This is a genomic window from Martinezella tropici (assembly GCF_003287875.1).
Lineage (GTDB): Bacteria > Pseudomonadota > Alphaproteobacteria > Rhizobiales > Rhizobiaceae > Rhizobium > Rhizobium tropici_C.
Map to the genome: position 1 here is coordinate 118,456 of NZ_QMKK01000035.1, position 20,475 is coordinate 138,930.

Below are 20,475 nucleotides of genomic sequence, written 5' to 3' on the forward strand. Positions count from 1 at the left end.
GACGCAGGATAATGGCAGCGGCAAATGCGACAATCCGTCGAGGCAAAACATTGATAGTATAGTGTGCTTAGGGTCACAGCTTATTATACGGTGATCAAAATCATTTTGGAGTTGAATGAAATGACCGACAGCGTGCTCGATATTCCGGTAAAGAGAATCGACGGCAGTGATACGACGCTTGCCGACTTTCACGGCAAGGTCATCCTGGTCGTCAACGTCGCGTCCAAATGCGGCCTGACGGTACAGTATGAAGGATTGGAAAAGCTCTATGAGGAGAAACGCGACGAAGGTCTGGTCATCGCCGGCTTCCCCGCCAATGATTTCAAGGGCCAGGAACCGGGCAGCAACGACGAAATACTGAGCTTCTGCACTCTGACCTACGATGTGCAGTTTCCGATGTTTTCCAAGATTGCCGTCACCGGCGAGGAACGCCATCCGCTCTATAACAGCCTGATCGCCTCCGGTGTCGAGACGATCGGAGACGGCCCCATGCGTGAACGGCTGGCGAAACACGGCCTTGAAACCGGGCAAGACGGCGGCATTGTCTGGAATTTCGAAAAATTCCTCATCGGCCGCGATGGCAAGGTTGCCGCCCGTTTTGCTCCGGATATCACTGCGGATGATCCGCGTTTTATTTCCGTTTTGGAAAAAGAACTGGCGCGTGCCGGCTGAAAAATCGCAACACCCTCAATAAGAAACTTCAATTAATTCAAACAAGTAATCTATATCTTCATCAGCGGGGCAAGTATTACTTTATCCCGCCATATCATTGCTTACTGTCTCACCCAGGAGTATTTTGAGGCTTCCGAATATATCGGATGGAACGCTACATCAATTCTGGGAGGAGGATGTCATGCGCGAACCTGATATGCAGAAGCTCGATGCCTTGGTTGGGCGCCTGGTCGGCGATGTCGGCGCGGCGGTCTCGGGTGTGCTGGTGACACTCGGAGATCATCTGGGTCTGTTCAAGGCCATGGCGGACGGAACACCGATGACGTCGGCGGAGCTTGCCGACAAGGTTGGCGTGAAGGAGCGCTATGTGCGTGAATGGCTGTCGGCGCAGGCGGCGGCCGATTATGTCAGCTATGACGACGAAACCGAGCGCTTCTACCTGACGCCGGAGCAGGCCATGGTGTTTGCGGAGGAAAGCAGCCCCGCCTTCTTCAATGGTGCCTTCGACGTGGTTCAATCCATGTGGCTGGATGAGCCGAAGATCGCCAATGCCTTCAAAACCGGCAGCGGCCTCGGCTGGCATGAGCACAGCGCCTGCCTGTTTCGTGGCACGGAGCGGTTCTTCCGGCCGGGCTACAACAGCCATCTCGTTACGGAATGGATACCGGCGCTGGACGGATTGCATGAAAAGCTTCAGGCCGGCGCCGCCGTTGCCGATGTCGGCTGCGGCCACGGCGCCTCGACCATCCTGATGGCGCAGGCCTATCCGAACTCGACCTTCTTCGGCTTCGACTATCATCTGCCCTCGATCGAACGGGCCCAAGCTGCTGCAAAGGAAGCGGGCGTCGACGGACGCATCACGTTCGAGCAGGCAAGTGCCAAGGATTTCCCGGCTGCCGGATACGATCTCGTGGCGATGTTCGATTGCCTGCATGACATGGGCGACCCGGTCGGCGCCGGCAAACATGTCAAGGAAAGCCTCGCCGACGATGGCACCTGGATGATCGTCGAGCCCTTCGCGCATGATTGCCTGAAGGACAACCTCAACCCTGTCGGCCGCGTCTTCTACGGCGCATCGACGATGATCTGCACACCGGCCTCGCTATCGCAGGAAGTCGGGCTGGGTCTGGGTGCACAAGCCGGCGAGTTGAAACTGCGCAAGGTTGCCATGGATGCGGGCTATTCGCACTTCCGCAAGGCGACCGAAACGCCGTTCAACATGGTCTTCGAAGTCAGGGCATGACAATCCTGCCGCGCGCTCGGTCGAACGCGCGGCACGGCGACTTACAGGCGCTGGCCGTCTTCTCCGAACAACGACGCGAGCGTCGGCTGAAAATAGACCGGCTGCTCTCGGTCGAGCGCGACCTCCTCGTCGGCGTCGATGCGCACCGACAGCGTCTCGCTGCCGACCTGGCCCCAGATCAGATTGTCCGACCCCATGGGCTCGACGATGGTGAAAATTGCCGGCAGGCTCGCGGCCCGGCTACCCGCGGGCTGGAACTGCATCTGCTCGGGCCGCACGCCGAGCGTCGCCTTGCGACCTTCGCCCGGCGTGCCGGAAAACTCATAGCCGTTGAGATCGATCTTGCGGCCGTCGGGCAAAGCGAAGGCCGGCACGCCGCCATTGCTCGTCACCTGCCCGGACAGGAAGTTCATCGAGGGAGAACCGACGAAGCCTGCCACGAAGCGATTGACCGGGCGCCGGTAGATTTCCTTCGGCGTGGCGAATTGCTGGATGACGCCGCCGCTCATGACGGCGATGCGATCGGCGAGCGTCAGCGCCTCGATCTGGTCGTGCGTCACATAGATCATGGTGGAGCCGAGGCCGCTGTGCAGGCGCTTCAACTCGACGCGCAGCTCGGTTCTGAGCTTGGCGTCGAGATTGGAGAGCGGCTCGTCGAACAGGAAGACATCGACATCGCGCACGAGCGCGCGACCGATGGCGACACGCTGGCGCTGACCGCCAGACAATTCGCCCGGCCGGCGCTTACGCAAGGGATCGATCTGCAGGATCTGCACGGCGCGGTCGACACGATGGGCAATCTCGTCTTTCGGCATGCCGGCAATGCGCAGCCCGAAGGAAAGATTCCCCTCCACCGTCATCGTCGGATAGAGCGCGTAGGACTGGAATACCATGCCGATGCCGCGATCCTTCGGCTCTTCCCAGGTGACGTTTCTGTCGCCGATCCAGATCTGCCCGTCGGTGATGTCGGTCAGCCCGGCAATCGCATTGAGCAAGGTCGACTTGCCGCAGCCGGACGGGCCGAGCAGCACGATGAACTCGCCCGATTGTATTTCGAGATTGAGCGATTTCAGAACGCTGACGCTGCCGAAATCGATTGCAAGTTCACGAATGGAAACATTGGCCATGAACTATCCCTTGACTGCGCCGGCGGTGATGCCGCGCACGAACCAGCGGCCCGAACCGAAATAGACGATCAGCGGCACCAGGGCGGTGAGGATGGTCGCCGCCATGTTGACGTTGTAGAGCTTCTCGCCCTGGGTGGAGTTGACGATGTTGTTGAGCTGCACGGTCATGGGGAAATTTTCCCGGCCGGCGAAAACGACGCCGAAAAGGAAGTCGTTCCAGATGCCCGTGACCTGCAGGATCGCCGCCACCACCAGGATCGGGATCGACATCGGGATCATCAGCCGAAAGAAGATTTGCCAAAGCCCGGCGCCATCGATGCGGGCCGCCTTGAAGAGCTCCATCGGCAGGCTTGAGTAATAATTGCGGAATAAGAGCGTCAACACCGGCAGGCCGAAGACCGTGTGGGTGATGATGATGCAGGGCAGCGTCGAATAGATGCCGACATCGCGATAGATCAGCACCAGCGGATAGATGAACACCTGATAGGGGATGAAAGCGCCGAGCAGCAGGATGGCAAAGAGCACGTTCGCGCCCCTGACCCGCCAGAAGGACAGTGCGTAACCGGTCAGCGACGAGATCAGGATCGACAGGATCATGCTCGGGATCAGGATCTTCACCGAGTTCCAGAAGCCGACGCTGATGCCACCGCATTCAAGTCCGGTGCAGGCGGTGCTCCACGCCTGTACCCAGGCATCCGCCGTCCACATCTGCGGAAAGGCGAAGATATTGCCCTGGCGGATCTCCGGCATGGATTTGAACGAAGTGACGAGCATCACATAGAGCGGCAGCAGGAAGAACAGTGCCGCGATGACGAGAAAGAGATAGAGGCCGATGCGTCCAGGGGTCAGATGCTGCGGCTTGCGCCCGGTCGGACCCTGCATGGCACCAGTGACGGAAGATGGCATCGTCATCAGTTCCCCCTCGGCTTTTCACGGAAATATTCATAATAGAGCCAGGGCGTCACCAGGATGACCACCGTGATGAACATCACGGTCGATGCCCCGGTCGCAAGGCCGATATTGCCGCGCCCGAAGAGGTAATCCATGATGAATTTCCCGGGCACTTCGGTCGAGATCCCCGGACCGCCGCCGGTGGTCGCCAGCACGAGTTCGTAGACCCTGACGACGGCAATCGCCAGAAGCACGCTGGCAGTGATGATGGTCGGCCTGAGGATCGGGATGACGATGTGCAGATAGACGCGCCAGCTCGGTACGCCGTCGATACGCGTCGCCTTCCACAATTCGCGGTCAACACCGCGCAGGCCGGCCAGCATGATCGCCATGACAAGACCGGATGATTGCCAGATGCCGGCAAGCACGATGACGTAAAGGGCAAGATCGCTCTGGACGATCCAGTCGAAGCGGAACCAGGTGAAGCCGATGCTGTCGGCAACCTTCTGCAGGCCGAGCGTCGGATTCATGATCCACTGCCAGACCAGCCCCGTCACGATGAAGGACATGGCGAAGGGATAGAGAAAGATCGTCCGGAAGGTATTTTCGAAACGCACCTTCTGATCGAGCGCGACCGCCAGCAGAAAGCCGAGGATCAGGCAGCCGGCAATGAACAGAATGCCAAAGAGGACGACGTTCTGCAGCGACAGCAGCCAGCGCGCCGTCGAAAACAACCGCTCATACTGCTTCGTGCCGACGAAAATGTTGACCGGCAGCACCTTGCTGTCCGTGAATGATATCCAGATGTTCCAGACGACCGTGACGACATAGGCGAGAAGCACGATGGCGAAAGCCGGGAACAGGGCCACATAGGGCGAAAAATGCATCTTCCTGCGGCTGACGCTCGCAGGCCTGGCGGCCGCTGGTGCGGCGGCGGCACTCGTGTCTGGGGTGCTCATGGGCGCGCTCCTCCTCAGCATTCATGGAAGCCGGCGGCAGGGATGCCCGCCGCCGCATGGATGTCGATCGAAGCTTACTTCGCCTGTTCAATCACCTGCGCAAACTGCTCGGCGAACTGGTCGGCCGTCATGCTTGGCGTCGTCCAGTACTGGGCGACCAGATCCTGTTCCGTCTGGACGATATCCTGAGCGGTGAGCACATCCGGCGCGAGGATCTGGCGGCTCGGATCCTTGAGCGCAGTCAGGCCCTTCTGGGCGCAGGCATCGAGCTTCGACGTATCGACGTCGAGGCGCACCGGCACGGAACCCTTCTTGGAATTGAAGGCAAGCTGGCCTTCCTTCGACATGATGACCGTCGCCAGCAACGTCTGAGCGTCGGTGGCGGTCTTGTCCTTCAGGACAGGGAAGACGAAGATGTCGCCGCCCATCATGAAGTTGGATTCACCCGGCCCAAGGATGCAGCCGAAATCCTTGTCGGCCACAAGGCCGGCATGGATGAACTCGCCCTTGGCCCAGTCGCCCATGAACTGAATGCCGGCCTTGCCGTCGATCAGCATGCCGGTCGCGACGTTCCAATCACGGTTCGGGCTGCCAGGATCCTGATAGTTGCGCAGCTTGGCGAAGACCTCCGCCACATGCTTGAATTTGTCGGACTTGACCGCATCCGTATCGAGATCCTTCCAGACCTTGGCGTAGAGATCCTTGCCGCCTTCTCCGAGCAGGATGGCATTGAACATCGATTGCAGCTGCCAGGGCTGGCCGCCGACGGCAATCGGGATCAGGCCGGCCGCCTTGATCTTGTCGAGCGCGGCAAACATTTCGTCCCAGGTCTTCGGCTCTTCCGTTACACCGGCCTTGGTGAAGACGGCCTTGGAATAAAAGACCCAGTTCTGGCCGTGGTCGTTGATCGGCGCGCCGTAGATATGGTCTTGAAATTGGATGGCCTGATAGAAGGACGGCGTCAGAACCGATTTCCAATCCTGCTCCTTGGCGAGATCGTCGAGCGGGCGCAGAAGGCCTTGCTGGGCCAATTCGTTCATCTGCGTACCGGTATTGAACTGCATGGCCGTCGGCGGGTTACCGCCGATGATGCGGTTGATGCCGATCGGACGGGCGGTCGAGCCGGATCCGGCAATGGCGGTATCCACCCATTCGCCGCCGGCGGCGTTGAAGGCCTTGGCCAATTCCTTCACGGCTGCGGCCTCACCGCCCGAAGTCCACCAATGCAGGACTTCAGCTTTCTTGCCTTCGGCCAGAGCACCGGTCACGCTCGCTGCAGCCAGCGCCGTGGCGCCGACCAATGTCATCATCAATTTGCGCATGCGTTCCTCCTCCTTTGATAGCGTTCTCCCAACGCCTGTGTTCAGCCGCTGCCGTCCACAGACATCGGGTGCCGAATTCAACGATCCTCCAAAACCGCGCCGCCGGGCCTCCGTTCCCAGCGGCAAGTGGTCAATGCTTCCTCTGGCATTGCCCCTTCGTCAAGCCTGCAACCCGAAAGGACCGCATTTTCCTGAACTCTATAGCGCAGCCTAGGCGAAACGTCCCTCATTAATTGTGCGCGCTATCGGATCCGGGCGGCCGCAACTGCTATGAATTGCAACCACGCCGCGTGATTGGGCAGAACGTTCGAAAGCCGTCATGACTTCCAATGCGTGGAAGGCCAGTTCCGACGATACCCGATGTCGGCGCCCCGAGCGAAGGGAATCCACCATTTCGGCCGCGCCCAATCCGCGCAGGCCGAGATGGCCGGGCATACCTTCGGTGTAGGGATGATCGACCGGAATCTCCCGCCATGCATCGTCCCCATCGCGGAATATTTCGACCTTGCCGGTGAAATTGTTCGGATCCGGCGTCACCATGGTGCCTTCGGAGCCGTAAAGCTCGATCTGATTGTGCCTGTGCTTGATAACGTCGAAGCTGGTGGCGATAGTGACGGTCGCACCGCTATGGAATTCCATCACGCCGGTCAGATGCGTCGGCACCAAGACCTTGATCGTCTCGCCGCGATGCGGATCGGTCTTCACCGTACGTTCGATACGAGTGATCTTCGCCGTGCCGAAGACCTCGCGCACCGGGCCGAGCAGTGCGATCAGGTTGGTGACGTAATAGGGGCCGACATCAAGCATCGGACCGCCGCCACGACCATAGAAGAAGGCGGGATTGGGGTGCCAGTGCTCGTGGCCAGGCAAAAGCAGCATTGCCGTTGCCGAGATCGTCTTGCCGATGCGCCCTTCGTCGAGCAGCCGGCGCGTCAGCTGATGGCCGCCGCCGAGGAAGGTGTCGGGGGCACAGCCAAGCCGCAGATCCCCTGCCCGCGCGATCGCCATCAGGTCTTCCGCTTCGGCCATGGAAATGCCGAGCGGCTTTTCCGAATAGACATGCTTGCCGGCAAGCAGGGCCTTTTTGCTGATGGCATAATGCGAGACCGGCGTCGTCAGGTTGATGATCAGGCCGATTTCCGGGTCGGAAAGCATCGTATCGAGCGCCACGGCTTCGATGCCGAACTGCTCGGCGAGTTTGCGCGCCGATGCGTCGTAGAGATCGTAGACCGATTTCACGCGGATGAAATCGAACATGTGCAGGGTCGCGACATAGGTGGCGCTGATATTGCCGGCGCCGACGATGCCGACTTTCATGGGCTCGTTGCTCATTGGGATTTGCCTCTTACGAAATGGTGATATCAAGCTCTGCGGCAGCGGTGCGCAGATAGCTCATGCCGCGGCGCATCTCGTCGTCGAATTCTGCCGTCGCTTCGCGAAAATGCGTCCAGTGCGAGGCCCCAGGCGCATCTTCCAACTCCAGAGTGATCGGGCCGGAATAGCCGATGGTCCGAAGTGCCGCGAAGATCGCCTTCCAGTCGATCTTGCCGCGTCCCGGCCGCCAATGGGCGTTGGTATGACCCTCGTTGTCGGAAAAATGCGTATTGAAGATGCGATCACCGAGTGCCAGCACGACGTAATGCGGCATGTCGCCGGCCGGAAAGAGATGGCTCGGGTCGAAATTCAGGCCGAGATTGGCAGCGCCGGTGCGCTCGATCAGGCGCAGCATGCCCTGACCGGAACTGACCCAGCGATACGGGTGCGGCTCGATCGCAACCCCGAGATTGGCGGAGGCGGCAATTTCGCAGGCTCTGGCGAAACCTTCGACGACGGCGTCATATTCGCCTGTCCAATCCCATTGCTGCTCGACCGCCGCACTCCATTCCTGCGAAATCGGCCGCTGCAGGATCGGCTTGACCTCGGACTGAAACGGATAGGGCGTCATGCTTGTCACGACCGGCGTGCCGATGGCAGCGGCGACATCCATCCCGCGCTTGTAGCCATTGAGATCGACGGTCGAGACGGCGGCGTTTGCGGCGCGGTTGAACGGCAGATTGAAGAAGAAATTGGTGAGAATCAGCCCCTCCCCGTCGGCGATCGTCTTCAATTCACCAATGGTTTCGGGCGTATAGTAGCTCAGCATGTCCACCGACCATGCCGTCAGCTCGAACCCCTTGCAGCCGGTGCGGGCAAGCCGCCGGAGCGGCGCCTGATAGGGCGGATTCCAATTGAAGGTCCAAATTGGCGATCCGAAAAAAAGCGAGTTTCCGCTCATGTCATCCTCCTCCGCCTCGGAATGCGGCCACCTGTACACGGTAGCTCCGCAGCATTGCCGAAACGACTTGCCCGCAAGCCTCCCAGCCCGCGTTCTCGTCATTCGTAACGTTACGATCACGAAAAAGGGACATCTGTCAACTCGATATTTTCTGGCGCGTCGCAGCGAATTCAGGAAGAATAGGCGGATTCGTAACGTTACGAATACTTTCCGGAAATTCGCTCATATTCGCGCTGCGTCATTGTTTAACCGTGGCGGGCCTGGCTCTGATGATCGACGAAGGCGGCACGGACGACTTCGCGCAGATCGGCCGAATCTTCGCCGGCGATCGCCCGATGCAGAAAGGCGGCCAAACGCTCGCCTATGGCATGGTTCGAATAGTGGAACGTGCTGAGCGGCGGATTGAAAAAGTCCGGCAGCGCCGTGCCGCCGTAAGTGATCAGAGCGAAGTCCTTGCCGGCCTGTCGTCCGGCGTCGCGCAGGCCGGCGAGGAACCCGAGCGCCGCTTCCTCGCTCGCGACGAAAGCGGCGCTCGCTTCAGGTTTCTGCACGGCTATGCGCTTTGCCATCTCGCGACCATTGTCGGGGGTCGCGGAGGTAAAATGAATGCAATCGTCCGGAACATTGAGATGGCGTTCCGCAAAGGTCCTGCGCCAGCCGCGAACGAATTGCAGGCTGTAAGTGAATTGATGGCTGGGCGCGATCAGCAGCGGCATATGGTGCCCGGCATCCAGAAGCAGGCGCGCCGCCTCCGCGCCGATCACCTCATGGTCGAGGTCGATGCTCGGATGAACGCTCAAGAGTTCGGTACGGCCGAAAGTGACAAAGGGCATGCCGACCTCGAGCAGATATTTGACGCGGTCGTCCTGCGGGGTCGTATGCGTGATGACGATACCGTCGACCGATCCTTCTTCGACGATATCACGCACCGTCGCCAAGGGATCATCGGCCTGCAGTTGCGGTGCGATCGTGGTCCGATAACCGCGCGCCTTCATGTAGCGCGAGGCGCCCTCGATCAGCGAGGCGACGACAATGTTCATCTCGCCCTCGCGCCCGAAAGGCAGCACGATACCGATGGCATGGGTCTTGCCGGTGCGAAGATTGACGCCACCGAGATTGGGACGATAGCCGAGCTCGCTTGCCGCCCGCTTGACCAGCTCGATCGTTTCCCGATTGACCTCGGGGCCTTCCTTCAAGGCGCGGCTGACGGTCGTGACGGACAGGCCGAGAGCGGTCGCAACCGTCCGCAGGGTCACGCGCTGGCCCGCCTCCCGCCGCAAACCGCGTCCCATCGCCAGTTCCTGCACTTTCGGCAAATCATTCCGCTCCGTCATATCGGCGCGAGAATGCCTGCAGCCCGACGAGGATGCAAGCACGGGCTGCGCTCAATGTGGGGGAGGGAAATGCGTGCGTGCACCGTCATTCCGAGACTCGTCACGCACATCAGAATACAACCCTAAGCATCGATATTCAGGCGACGTTCAGAAAATCAATTTTAAGCTGCGTATGTTTCATCCTTCTATCACCGGGGAATCTCATGGATAAATATACGAGAACTGTTTTGACGATCATTGCCGTATCGCTTGTCGCCATCGCCATTCAAAACACGATCACGCCGGCGAAAGCCCGCGGCAGCTGTGGCGAAGAGTCGTATAATCCCTGCTTCGTAAAGCTCGTAAACTAACGGAGGCTGGAGCAGTTCACCGTTTCACGGAACTGCCAAACCGCTCTATCTCTTTGTTGTCTCGCAATTCCGGACCGAAAGCCGTTTGTGCAGTTTTCCGGAATTGCTTCAACGTTCGCCGCCCAGCATTCTGAATGCCTGGATCCGCCGGCGCCTTGATGGCAGCAGATCCAAAACCATCGTTCAATATCACGGAGTGAGCATCGGCTTAACCGGAACCATCTTGGTCAGGTCTGTAAGGCGTCAGCTCTGGTCCGCGATCTTGCGCGCAGCCTGGATGGCCGTGCGGGCACCTGCCCGCAGCTGCGCCGTTTCCGTACCGGCAATGACCAGATCGAGGCCGAGCTTCAAATATTGCCCGGCGCGATCGCCGTCGCCGCCAAAGGCGCAGACGATCTTGCCATGGGCGCGGCAGCGCGCGAGCGCGGTTGAAAGCGCCTGGTCGATCGCAGCACTCTCGGGCGCAAGCCGGGCACCATTCGAAAGCGCGATGGAAAGATCCGATGGGCCGATGAAGATGCCGTCGATACCATCAACGGCAAGAATCTCGTCGATCGCGTCGAGCGCTGTCCGGGTTTCGACCATCGCGATGGTAACGGTCAGGCTGTTGGCGCTCTGCAGATAGTCTTCCGCGGAAATGGCGAAATGATTGAGAGCAAGCGAGGGGCCCCAGCTGCGCTCGCCGAGCGGCGGATATTTGGTCGCCTTCACCAGGGCGCGTGCGTCATCTGCGGAATTGATCATCGGCGCGATAATGGCGGAGGCCCCGGCGTCCAGAAGCCGCGATGCCGATGCGAAGTCGCCGACCGGAATGCGGGCAATTGCCGGCTTGCCGGCAAGCCGGACATGCGCAATGCCATTTGCGGCGGAAGCCATATCCCACATGCCGTGCTGCATATCCAGGACGAGCGTATCGAAATCTTCCTGCGCCAGATGGTTGACGAGCATCGCGTCGGGAATACCGACCCAGCCGGAGATCATGCCGCCATTTTCGCGGCGCTTCAGGCGTCCGGCAAAACCGTTAATGTCAATCGTCATCGTCTTTCCTCACCTATCCAGAACAGGCTCTGTCCTTCGAGACATCGGCCGATCACCCAATCATGAATCAACCGCATCGCTGCCCTCGACAATACTCAATTCCCGCTGTCGGACCACTCGAAAGTGATCGCCTGCTGCGCGAGAATCGGAAGAACGGGGCCTTCGCCGCTTGGGCACTCAGCGCCACCTCATATGCGGCAGCACGCAACCGAAAATCACCACTCGGCCAGTTCATCTCTTCCATGACCGCCAAAACACCGTAAAACACTAACGACGCCGCATCGCAGACGGATGGGGGCGGGACACATGGAGAGCATCGAAACCATGCAGCAGCGAGATTTTTTCAAGCCAGGCCGATCTGTCGCGATCTCCGACAAAGGCATGGCGGCAACTTCGCATCCACTGGCTACACTTGCCGCCGTCGACATTCTGCGAGCCGGTGGCAATGCCGTGGACGCTGCAGTCGCCGCAGTCGCACTGCAGTCCGTCATCGACCCGCACATGACGGGTATAGGTGGCGATTGCTTCGCGCTTTACAGCGCTGGCGGCGGTACGCCGGTCGGGCTGAACGGCTCGGGCCGTGCACCGAAGAAGGCAAATCTCGACTATTTCCTCGATAAGGGCTTTAGTGCCATCCCGGACGACAGCCCGCATGCCGTTACCATTCCCGGCGCGATCGATGCATGGTGCCGGCTGATTGGCTCCTATGGCCGGCTGGGCATGGATCGCGTTCTGGCCCCTGCAATCGCGGCTGCGGAAGACGGCTATTGCGTCACGCCGCGCGTCGAACTCGATTGGCGCCGCTACAGTTATCGTGTGGCCAAATATCCGCAAGCGGCTGCCTATTTCCTGCCGAACGGCAAGGCGCCGCGCACCGGCGACCGTATTGCCAACCCGGCGCTTGCCGCCACCCTCAGAGCCGTCGCCAGAGATGGTCGGAACGCATTCTACCGCGGCCCGGTGGCCGAGGAGATCACTGCGCTTCTTCAATCGCTGGGCGGCCTGCACGCGGAAAGCGACTTCGCGGACTACAAGGCTTTCGACACGAAGCCTATTTCCGGCAAGTTCCGTGGCCGGGACCTTTTGGAATGCCCGCCGAACGGCCAGGGCCTGGCGGCGCTGCTGATCACCCGCATTCTCGACGGCTTCGACCTTCGCGATCCCAAGCTTTCCGAAGCCGACCGCATCCACCTGCATGCCGAAGCGACCAAGGCCGGTTACGCCATGCGCGACCAACTGATCTGCGATCCCGACCATCTCACTTTCGACATCGACGAATTGCTGTCCGATCGATCGGTCGCCGCCATGCGGGCGAAGATCAGCCTCGAGCGTGCCGCCGACACCAAGATCTGGGACGGACCGACACATCGCGACACGGTCTATGTCTCCGTCGTCGATCGGGACGGCAACTCCATTTCCCTCATCAATTCCGTGTTCATGGCTTTCGGCAGCGGCATCTATGCGCCTCGCTCGGGCGTCTTGCTACAGAACCGCGGGGCCGGCTTCGTCGTCAAACCGGGCCACCCGAACGCCATCGGTCCCGGCAAGCTGCCCTTCCATACGATCATTCCGGCAATGCTGATGGAAGGTGGCAAGGTGCGCATGAGTTTCGGCGTCATGGGTGGACAATATCAGGCAGCCGGCCATGCCCATATGCTCACCCAGATCCTCGATCGCGATCTCGATCCGCAGCAGGCGAGCGACCAACCGCGCAGCTTCTGTTTCGGCGGCAAGCTCTCGCTCGAGCCGACCATATCGGAGGAAACCAGGCGGGATCTGGAGCGGCGCGGCCACACCGTCGACTGGGCGGATGAACCGATCGGCGGCGCGCAGGCAATCATGATCGATCACGAGCGCGGCATCCTGCTCGGCGCATCCGACCACCGCAAGGATGGCATGGCGCTCGGTTATTGAGCAAAGCACTTTCGGCGGAGGGCATGAGGTCGCCCATCCGCCGGAATTACCGGGGGCGTCAGATGATCCCGCCACCGCCGGCAACGGATGCCGGACGTTCGCTGGCAACCTTGCGGCGATAGCCGCTCGCCCTGTAGGTGGCGACCGGATCGATGGCGCCGCCGGCGCGGCGGCGAGCTTCGGCCAGGATCGGCTCGACATCGGCGCGATAGGCGCGCTTCAGCGTTTCCGACGCCATCAGCGCGTCATTCGCATCCTGATAGCCGTCCAGTGCCTTACGATCGACAATCAGCGCCTGTGCGTAGGCGCGACGAATCTCGTTGGCACTGGAAATCAGGCTTTCGATCGGGTCCGTAACGTTATGCGACTGGTCGATCATATGCGCCGGATTGAAGTCGTTGACCCCGCGCCGCTCGGCATCGACCAGTTCGTTGAAGACGAGGAACAGGCGGTAGGGCTCGATGGCGCCGGCATCGAGATCGTCGTCGCCATACTTGGAATCGTTGAAATGGAAACCGCCGAGCTTGCCGAATTGGATGAGGCGCGCGACGATCATTTCGATATTGGTATTCGGCGCGTGGTGACCGAGATCGACGAGGCACTGCGCCTTGGGGCCGAGGGTCTGCGCGACCAGATAGTTGGTGCCCCAGTCCTGTACGACCGTAGAATAGAAGGCCGGCTCGTACATCTTGTGCTCTGAAAACAGCCGCCAGTCATCCGGCAGTGCCTTGTAGATGTCGGCCATGGCGGCGAGATAGCGCTCGAAGGCCTTGGTGAAATTGGTCTGTCCCGGGAAGTTCGAGCCGTCGCCGATCCACACCGTCAGCGCCTTCGAGCCGAGCGCCTTGCCGATCTCGATGCATTCGATATTGTGTTCGACAGCCTGGGCGCGGGTCGCAGCATCGACGTGGCTCAGCGAACCGAACTTGTAGGAATGGGCCTGACCGGGCGCATCGGAAAAGGTGTTGGAGTTCATGGCGTCAAAGCCGAGGCCGAGTGCATCGCCTTTCGCCTTCAATTCCCTCGCATCGGCCTTGTCCCAGGGAATGTGCAGCGAAACCCTTGGTGTTGCCCGCGTCAGCTGCTGAATGACGGCGCAATCATCGAGCTTGTCGAAGATGCCGCGTGGCTCGCCGGTGCCCGGGAAACGGGCAAAGCGCGTGCCGCCGGTGCCAACGCCCCAGGACGGAACGGCAACGAAGAATTCAGAAACTTTTTTGGTGACGGCTTCGATATCGATGCCGCGGCGGGCGAGCGTGGCGCCGAGCGCCTCATAATCGGATTTCAGCGCGGCGGCGCGCTTGTCGTTTTCTGCAGCGACCAGATCGGGCGCAATTCTAAACTCGGCCATTCTTTCCTCCCATGTACGTCACTCAAAATATCAGCGTCTCGATCAGCTTATTCCCTCTTCTCCCCCGCGGGGAGAAGATGCCCAACGGGCAGATGAGGGGGTAAGGAGCGAAGCGACGACCATCTTGAGCGTGAGCGAAAGATAGAACCGCGTCTGCCGCGCCCCCTCATCCGGCCCTTTGGGCCACCTTCTCCCCGCGGGGGAGAAGGAAGTGCGGCCAACTACCGCGTAAAGCTCTGCGCGTTGCCGGCGTCGACGTTGATGATATTGCCGGTCGATTTGGCGGAAAGGTCCGAAGCCAGGAAATAGATCGCTTCGGCAATGTCCTCGGGAAACACATTCAGCTTCAGCATCGAGCGCTTGCGATAATGTTCCTCCAGTTCGTCCACCTCGATCTTCGAGGAGGCGGCGCGCTGCTCGCGCCACTCGCCATTCCAAATCTTCGAGCCGCGCAACACGGCGTCGGGATTGACCGTGTTCACGCGGATGCCGGCTTCCGCCCCTTCCAGCGCCAGGCAGCGGGCGAGATGAATCTCGGCGGCTTTTGCCGTGCAGTAAGCGGCCGCATTCGGCGAGGAGGCCAAACCGTTCTTGGAGGCGACGAAGACGACATTGCCGCCGAGATTCTGGCGGCGGAACAGCCGGAAGGCTTCGCGCGAAACGAGGAAATAGCCTGTCGCGAGGATATCGATATTGCGGTTCCACATCGAAAGCTCGGTGCTCTCGATCGGCGCGGAAGACGCGATCCCGGCGTTTGAGACCAGAATATCGACGCCGCCAAATTCGACGCAAGCCTCGGCAAAGGAGGAGATGACGGCATCTTCCTTCGTCACGTCGAGCTTGACGCTGCGCACCGCATCGGCACCATATCGCTTGGCGAAATCGGCCTGTGTGCTCTCCAGCGCCGCCTGGTCGATGTCAGCCAGAACCACACAAGCGCCCTCGCCCACCAGGCGCGCGGCGGTGGCGCGACCGATGCCGCCCGCGCCGCCAGTCACGAAAGCGACACGGCCGGCAAGGCTCTTCGGCTTCGGCATGCGCTGCAGCTTCGCCTCTTCCAGCAGCCAATATTCGATATCGAAGGCTTCCTGCTCCGGCAGGCCCTGATATTCGGAAACCGTGGAGGCGCCACGCATGACGTTGATGGCGTTGACATAGAACTCGCCGGCGATACGGGCAGTCGCCTTGTCGCGGGCAAAGGACAGCATGCCGACGCCGGGCACGAGGAAGATCACCGGGTTCGGGTCGCGCATGGCAGGCGAATTGTCGTGCTTGCAATCATTGTAGTAGCGCGCGTAGTCGGCACGATAATCTTCCAGCGCCTTGTCGAGGCCGGCGATGACCGCATCGACATCGGGCTTGGCCGGGTCGAAATCAACGATCAGTGGCCGGATCTTGGTGCGCAAGAAATGGTCCGGGCAGCTGGTGCCGAGCGCGCCGAGCGGGTGAAGGTTCTTCGAATTGACGAATTCGAGCACGGCATCCTGATCGTCGAAATCGCCGAGCTTGCGCTCCGCCTTGCCGATGCGGCCGCGGATTTCAGGCATCAGCCGGGCGGCGATCGCACGACGCTCCGCCTGCGGCAGGCTCTGGGTGATGGCACCGCCGAAAATCGTCTTGCCTTCCGTCTTGGCTGCGAACCATTCGATCGCCTTGTTGACGATCGCGAGCGTCAGCTCGTAGCAGGCTTTGGCATCATCGGCCCAGGTGAAGAGACCATGGCTTTCGAGCACGACGCCCTTGGCATTCGGATGCGCCTTGACGAAGGCTTCGAGATCGAGGCCGAGCTGGAAGCCGGGACGGCGCCAGGGCAGCCAGCCGATATCGTCGCCGAAGATCTCGCGTGTCAGTTCGCGTGAATTCTTCGAGGCGGCGATGGCGATGATGGCATCCGGGTGCATATGGTCGACATGGGTGAACGGCACGAAGCCATGCAGCGGCGTATCGATCGACGCGGCGCGGGCGTTGAGGTTGAAAGTGCAATGCGGCAGGAAGCCGACCATGCGGTCCTCGTCGGCAACGCCCTGATAGATGTTCTTCAGGCTGTCGAGCTTGTCCTGATAAAGCGTGGCGAAACCGTCGAGCTTGATGGTGCCGACATCGCCGCCGGAGCCTTTGACCCAGAGCACCCTAACCTTCTCGCCGGAGAGCGGATCGGTTTCCATGACCTTGGCCGACGTGTTGCCGCCGCCGTAGTTGGTGATACGCTTGTCGGCACCGAGCAGATTCGACCGATAGAGCAGCTTGCCCGGCTCATCGAGCCCATCAGCATATGCATCGTCCCAACGGTTTTCCAGAAGCTGAACGCCAGCCGCCATGTCATCCTCCCTTGAAATCAAGTCTTTCGGGCGGACCGGATTATGATGGAACCGCCCTTTGTGAGCAGGGTATCGCTCACGTATAGTCGCCTTGTCAATCGAAAACGATCAAATTCGATAATGTTGCGCTGCAATATGAAAGTTTATGATCGTTTATGATTGACACATTGTCGTATTTGCGAAATAACCGCCATCAAGGAGGAGCCGATGCACGAACGTGAACGCCATCGCATTATTCTGAGCGCCGTACAGGAAAAGTCCGTCGTCACGATTCAGGATATTTCCGAGCTGACCGAGGCTTCGGAAGCGACGATACGCCGTGATATCGCTGCCCTGCATGTACAGGGAAAGATCCGGCGGGTGCGCGGCGGCGCGGAATCCATCCATCCTCCTCAGCTTGGGAATCTGGCGGCACGGCCTTTTCGTGTATCCGAAGCCGTCAACATCGATAGGAAGCGCGCAATTGCGCGCAAGGCGGCCGAACTCTGCAATCCCGGTGACGCCATCATCATCAATGGCGGCACGACCACGTTTCAGCTGGTCCACTATATCTCGGCCTTCCGGCTGCAGGTGATGACCAATTCCTTCGCGATCGCCGAACACCTGGTCAAGCATTCGAAGAACAACGTGACGGTGCCGGGCGGCGCGATCTATCGCGAACAAAGCCTGATCCTCTCGCCCTTCGACAACGATACGATCCGGAATTTCTACGCTCAGCGCATGTTCATCGGCGCGCAGGGCGTCGGCCCGCTCGGCATCATGGAAGCCGACGCGCTGGTCATCCAGAGCGAGCAGAAGCTCATGCGCCAGGCCGACGAGCTTGTCGTCATGGTCGATTCGAGCAAGTTCCGCCAGCGCTCCAGTCTGATCCTTTGCCCGCTCGAGCAGGTCTCGACCATCATCACCGACGACGGCATCACCGCCGAGACGGTGCGCATGATCGAGGACGCGGGCATCTCGCTCATCATTGCAAATGTTTCGGCTGAGGCCGAGGAGGAGGATTCCCCGTCGGTCGCATGAGACGCGGCTCAGGCGGGGTGAGCATGCCTATTAACTTTGGGAGGAAGTGACATGAATATTGCAAAGAAACTGGCGATCGGCGTCGCGCTCGCCGCAACGCTTTTCGCCGGCGCGGCCAGTGCAAAAGACGTCAAGATCGGTCTCGTGGTGAAGTCGCTGGGCAACGGCTTCTTTGAAGCCGCCAACAAGGGCGCACAGGAAGCTGCAAAGGATCTGGGCGGCGTGCAGGTGATCTATACCGGCCCGACTTCGACCACGGCCGAAGGTCAGATTGAAGTCATCAACTCGCTGATCGCGCAGGGCGTCGATGCCATCGCGATTTCGGCGAACGATCCTGATGCCGTCGTCCCGGCTCTCAAGAAGGCCACCCAGCGCGGCATCAAGGTGATCTCCTGGGATTCCGGTGTCGCCAAGGCCGGCCGTATCCTGCAGCTGAACCCCTCGTCCAACGAGCTGATCGGCAAGATGTGCCTGACGCTCGCCAAGGATCACCTCGACGGTGGCAAGGGCAATTTCGCCATCCTGTCGGCCACGACGACGTCGACGAACCAGAACATCTGGATCGGCGAGATGAAGAAGCAGCTGAAGGATTTCCCGGGCCTCAACCTGGTGACAACAGTCTATGGTGACGACCTCTCCGACAAGAGCTATCGTGAAGCCCAGGGCCTGTTGACCTCGCATCCGGAAGTCAAAGTCATCGTCGCTCCGACGACGGTCGGCGTGCTCGCCGCTTCGCAGGCCGTCAAGGATGCCGGCAAGATCGGCCAGGTCTACGTGACCGGTCTCGGCCTGCCGTCCGAAATGGCCGGCGCAATCAAGTCTGGGGCGACGAAGGAATTTGCGATCTGGAACCCGATCGATCTCGGCTATTCCGCAACGCAGATTGCCTATCGCCTGGTCAAGGGCGAGACCGACGGCAAGCCGGGCAGCGAGATCAATGCCGGCCGCATGGGCAAGATCAAGGTTGGCGAAAACGGCGAAGCCGCCATGGCCGATCCGTTCGTCTACAACGCTTCGAACATCGATCAGTTCTCCAAGGTTTTCTGATCGAAAATCGAACTCGCAGCTCTCCGGCGGCGTCAGCCGCCGGACCTGGTTTCACTGATCCGGTACATTGCTGATGACCACAGTCCTTCAACGCTCCATCGCGGACACACCAGCCGCGAACAATCAGGCCATTCTGGAAATGCGCGGCATTTCCCAGATCTTTCCTGGCGTCAAGGCGCTGGATGGCGTCAGCATTTCGCTTTATCCCGGCAAGGTGACCGCGCTGATCGGCGAGAACGGCGCGGGTAAATCGACCCTCGTGAAGATTTTGACCGGCATCTACCGTCCGAATGAAGGCGAGATCCTCGTCGATGGCAAGCCGACAGCTTTCGCCAATGCGCAAGCCGCGATCGATGCCGGCGTCACGGCTATTCATCAGGAAACCGTACTCTTCGACGAGCTGACTGTCGCCGAAAACATCTTCCTCGGCCATGCGCCGCGCACGTCCTGGCGCACCATCGACTGGAAGAGTATGAACAGCCGATCGAAAGAGCTTCTGCAATCGCTGGAAAGCGCGATCGATCCGACAACCCGCTTGAAGGACCTCTCCATCGCGCAGCGCCATCTTGTGGCAATTGCACGCGCCTTGTCGATCGAGGCCCGCATCGTCATCATGGACGAGCCCACCGCCGCCCTTTCCCGCAAGGAGATCGACGATCTCTTCCGCATCGTCGAAGGGTTGAAGGCAAAGGGCAAGGCCATCCTCTTCATCAGCCATAAGTTCGACGAACTCTATGAAATCGCCGACAATTTCGTCGTCTTCCGTGACGGCCGCGCCGTCGGTCATGGAGAATTGAAGTCGACGCCGCAGGACGAGATCGTCCGCATGATGGTCGGACGCGACGTCAAGGACGCTTTCCCGAAAGTGCCCGTGACAATCGGCGACACCGTTCTCGAAGTCGACAAATATTGTCACCGCACCGAATTCCGCGATATTTCCTTCAAGCTCAGGCGCGGCGAGATCCTTGGTGTCTACGGCCTGATCGGTGCCGGGCGATCCGAGCTTTGCCAATCGCTCTTCGGCATCACCAAACCGCTGTCCGGACGCCTGACGCTCGACGGACAAGAAATCCAAGTGCGATCGCCGCAGGATGCCATTGCCGCCGGCATCGTCTATGTGCCGGAAGAGCGTGGCCGCCACGGCCTGGCGCTGCCGATGCCGATCTATCAGAACATGTCGCTGCCCTCGCTCGGACGCACCTCGCGCAAGGGCTTCCTGAAGGCGGCCAACGAATTCGCTCTCGCCCGCAAATACGCCGAACGGCTGGATTTGCGCGCGGCCGCGCTTTCCGTGCCTGTGGGAACGCTCTCCGGCGGCAACCAGCAGAAGGTGGTCATCGGCAAGTGGCTCGCGACGCAGCCGAAGATCATCATTCTGGATGAGCCCACCAAGGGGATCGATATCGGCTCGAAGGCCGCCGTCCACGGCTTCATCAGCGAGTTGGCGGCCGAGGGCCTCAGCATCATCATGATCTCCTCCGAACTGCCCGAGATCCTCGGCATGTCGGATCGTGTGCTGGTCATGAAGGAGGGCCAGTCCGCAGGCCTGTTCGAGCGCGAGGGACTGACGCCGGAAACGCTGGTGCGCGCCGCCACCGGCAACGCATAGGGAGG

17 protein-coding genes are annotated in these 20,475 nt (G+C 60.3%); 7 read left to right on the top strand and 10 right to left on the bottom strand.

All coding sequences use genetic code 11. The annotated features are described in order from the left end of the window. Positions 1 to 120 precede the first annotated feature (120 nt). Entirely contained in the window at positions 121 to 672 is a 552-nt protein-coding gene (locus DQ393_RS13840) for a glutathione peroxidase (protein WP_112342345.1), read from the top strand. Between the two features lie 181 nt (positions 673 to 853). Beyond that, positions 854 to 1,915, top strand: coding sequence for a class I SAM-dependent methyltransferase (locus DQ393_RS13845; RefSeq protein WP_112342346.1), 1,062 nt, complete (start codon positions 854 to 856; stop codon positions 1,913 to 1,915). Positions 1,916 to 1,956: 41 nt separating this feature from the next. On the opposite strand, the gene DQ393_RS13850 is transcribed toward DQ393_RS13845, so the two are convergent. The 7 genes from DQ393_RS13850 to DQ393_RS13880 form a co-directional block, all read right to left on the bottom strand. Then, a complete protein-coding gene (locus tag DQ393_RS13850) occupies positions 1,957 to 3,042 on the bottom strand; it encodes an ABC transporter ATP-binding protein (protein ID WP_112342347.1) in 1,086 nt (361 codons plus the stop codon). A gap of 3 nt (positions 3,043 to 3,045) precedes the next feature. Continuing rightward, positions 3,046 to 3,948, bottom strand: a complete 903-nt coding sequence (locus DQ393_RS13855) for a carbohydrate ABC transporter permease (protein ID WP_210209422.1) — start codon at positions 3,946 to 3,948, stop codon at positions 3,046 to 3,048. Between the two features lie 5 nt (positions 3,949 to 3,953). Next, positions 3,954 to 4,892, bottom strand: a complete 939-nt coding sequence (locus tag DQ393_RS13860) for a carbohydrate ABC transporter permease (protein WP_112342349.1) — start codon at positions 4,890 to 4,892, stop codon at positions 3,954 to 3,956. Between the two features lie 74 nt (positions 4,893 to 4,966). Next, positions 4,967 to 6,214 (bottom strand): ABC transporter substrate-binding protein, encoded by a 1,248-nt coding sequence (locus tag DQ393_RS13865; RefSeq protein WP_245430352.1) that lies wholly within the window; start codon positions 6,212 to 6,214, stop codon positions 4,967 to 4,969. A gap of 210 nt (positions 6,215 to 6,424) precedes the next feature. After that, on the bottom strand, positions 6,425 to 7,546 hold the full coding sequence (locus tag DQ393_RS13870) for a Gfo/Idh/MocA family protein (RefSeq protein ID WP_112342350.1): 1,122 nt from the start codon (positions 7,544 to 7,546) through the stop codon (positions 6,425 to 6,427). Between the two features lie 13 nt (positions 7,547 to 7,559). Next, entirely contained in the window at positions 7,560 to 8,489 is a 930-nt protein-coding gene (locus DQ393_RS13875; RefSeq protein ID WP_181592348.1) for a sugar phosphate isomerase/epimerase family protein, read from the bottom strand. Positions 8,490 to 8,734: 245 nt separating this feature from the next. Then, the gene (locus DQ393_RS13880) at positions 8,735 to 9,781 is read right to left on the bottom strand and encodes a LacI family transcriptional regulator (protein WP_181592349.1); all 1,047 of its coding nucleotides are present in this window, start codon (positions 9,779 to 9,781) and stop codon (positions 8,735 to 8,737) included. Positions 9,782 to 10,026: 245 nt separating this feature from the next. Between DQ393_RS13880 and DQ393_RS33425 the strand changes: the two genes are divergently transcribed. Then, entirely contained in the window at positions 10,027 to 10,173 is a 147-nt protein-coding gene (locus DQ393_RS33425; RefSeq protein WP_169643742.1) for a hypothetical protein, read from the top strand. 243 nt (positions 10,174 to 10,416) lie between these two features. On the opposite strand, the gene DQ393_RS13885 is transcribed toward DQ393_RS33425, so the two are convergent. After that, a complete protein-coding gene (locus tag DQ393_RS13885) occupies positions 10,417 to 11,211 on the bottom strand; it encodes an HpcH/HpaI aldolase family protein (RefSeq protein ID WP_112342353.1) in 795 nt (264 codons plus the stop codon). A gap of 324 nt (positions 11,212 to 11,535) precedes the next feature. On the opposite strand from DQ393_RS13885, the gene ggt reads away from it, so the two are divergent. Further along, a complete protein-coding gene (gene ggt, locus DQ393_RS13890) occupies positions 11,536 to 13,125 on the top strand; it encodes a gamma-glutamyltransferase (protein WP_112342498.1) in 1,590 nt (529 codons plus the stop codon). A gap of 58 nt (positions 13,126 to 13,183) precedes the next feature. Here the strand turns inward: ggt and rhaI are convergent, their stop codons facing one another. Then, positions 13,184 to 14,476 (bottom strand): L-rhamnose catabolism isomerase, encoded by a 1,293-nt coding sequence (rhaI, locus tag DQ393_RS13895; RefSeq protein WP_112342354.1) that lies wholly within the window; start codon positions 14,474 to 14,476, stop codon positions 13,184 to 13,186. Between the two features lie 221 nt (positions 14,477 to 14,697). Then, entirely contained in the window at positions 14,698 to 16,794 is a 2,097-nt protein-coding gene (locus DQ393_RS13900; RefSeq protein ID WP_112342355.1) for a bifunctional rhamnulose-1-phosphate aldolase/short-chain dehydrogenase, read from the bottom strand. 207 nt (positions 16,795 to 17,001) lie between these two features. Between DQ393_RS13900 and DQ393_RS13905 the strand changes: the two genes are divergently transcribed. From DQ393_RS13905 to DQ393_RS13915, 3 genes are all read left to right on the top strand, one after another. Next, entirely contained in the window at positions 17,002 to 17,814 is an 813-nt protein-coding gene (locus DQ393_RS13905) for a DeoR/GlpR family DNA-binding transcription regulator (RefSeq protein ID WP_112342356.1), read from the top strand. 51 nt (positions 17,815 to 17,865) lie between these two features. Continuing rightward, positions 17,866 to 18,861, top strand: coding sequence for a rhamnose ABC transporter substrate-binding protein (rhaS, locus tag DQ393_RS13910; protein WP_112342357.1), 996 nt, complete (start codon positions 17,866 to 17,868; stop codon positions 18,859 to 18,861). A 73-nt stretch (positions 18,862 to 18,934) separates the two neighbouring features. Further along, positions 18,935 to 20,470, top strand: coding sequence for a sugar ABC transporter ATP-binding protein (locus DQ393_RS13915; RefSeq protein WP_112342499.1), 1,536 nt, complete (start codon positions 18,935 to 18,937; stop codon positions 20,468 to 20,470). Positions 20,471 to 20,475 lie beyond the last annotated feature (5 nt).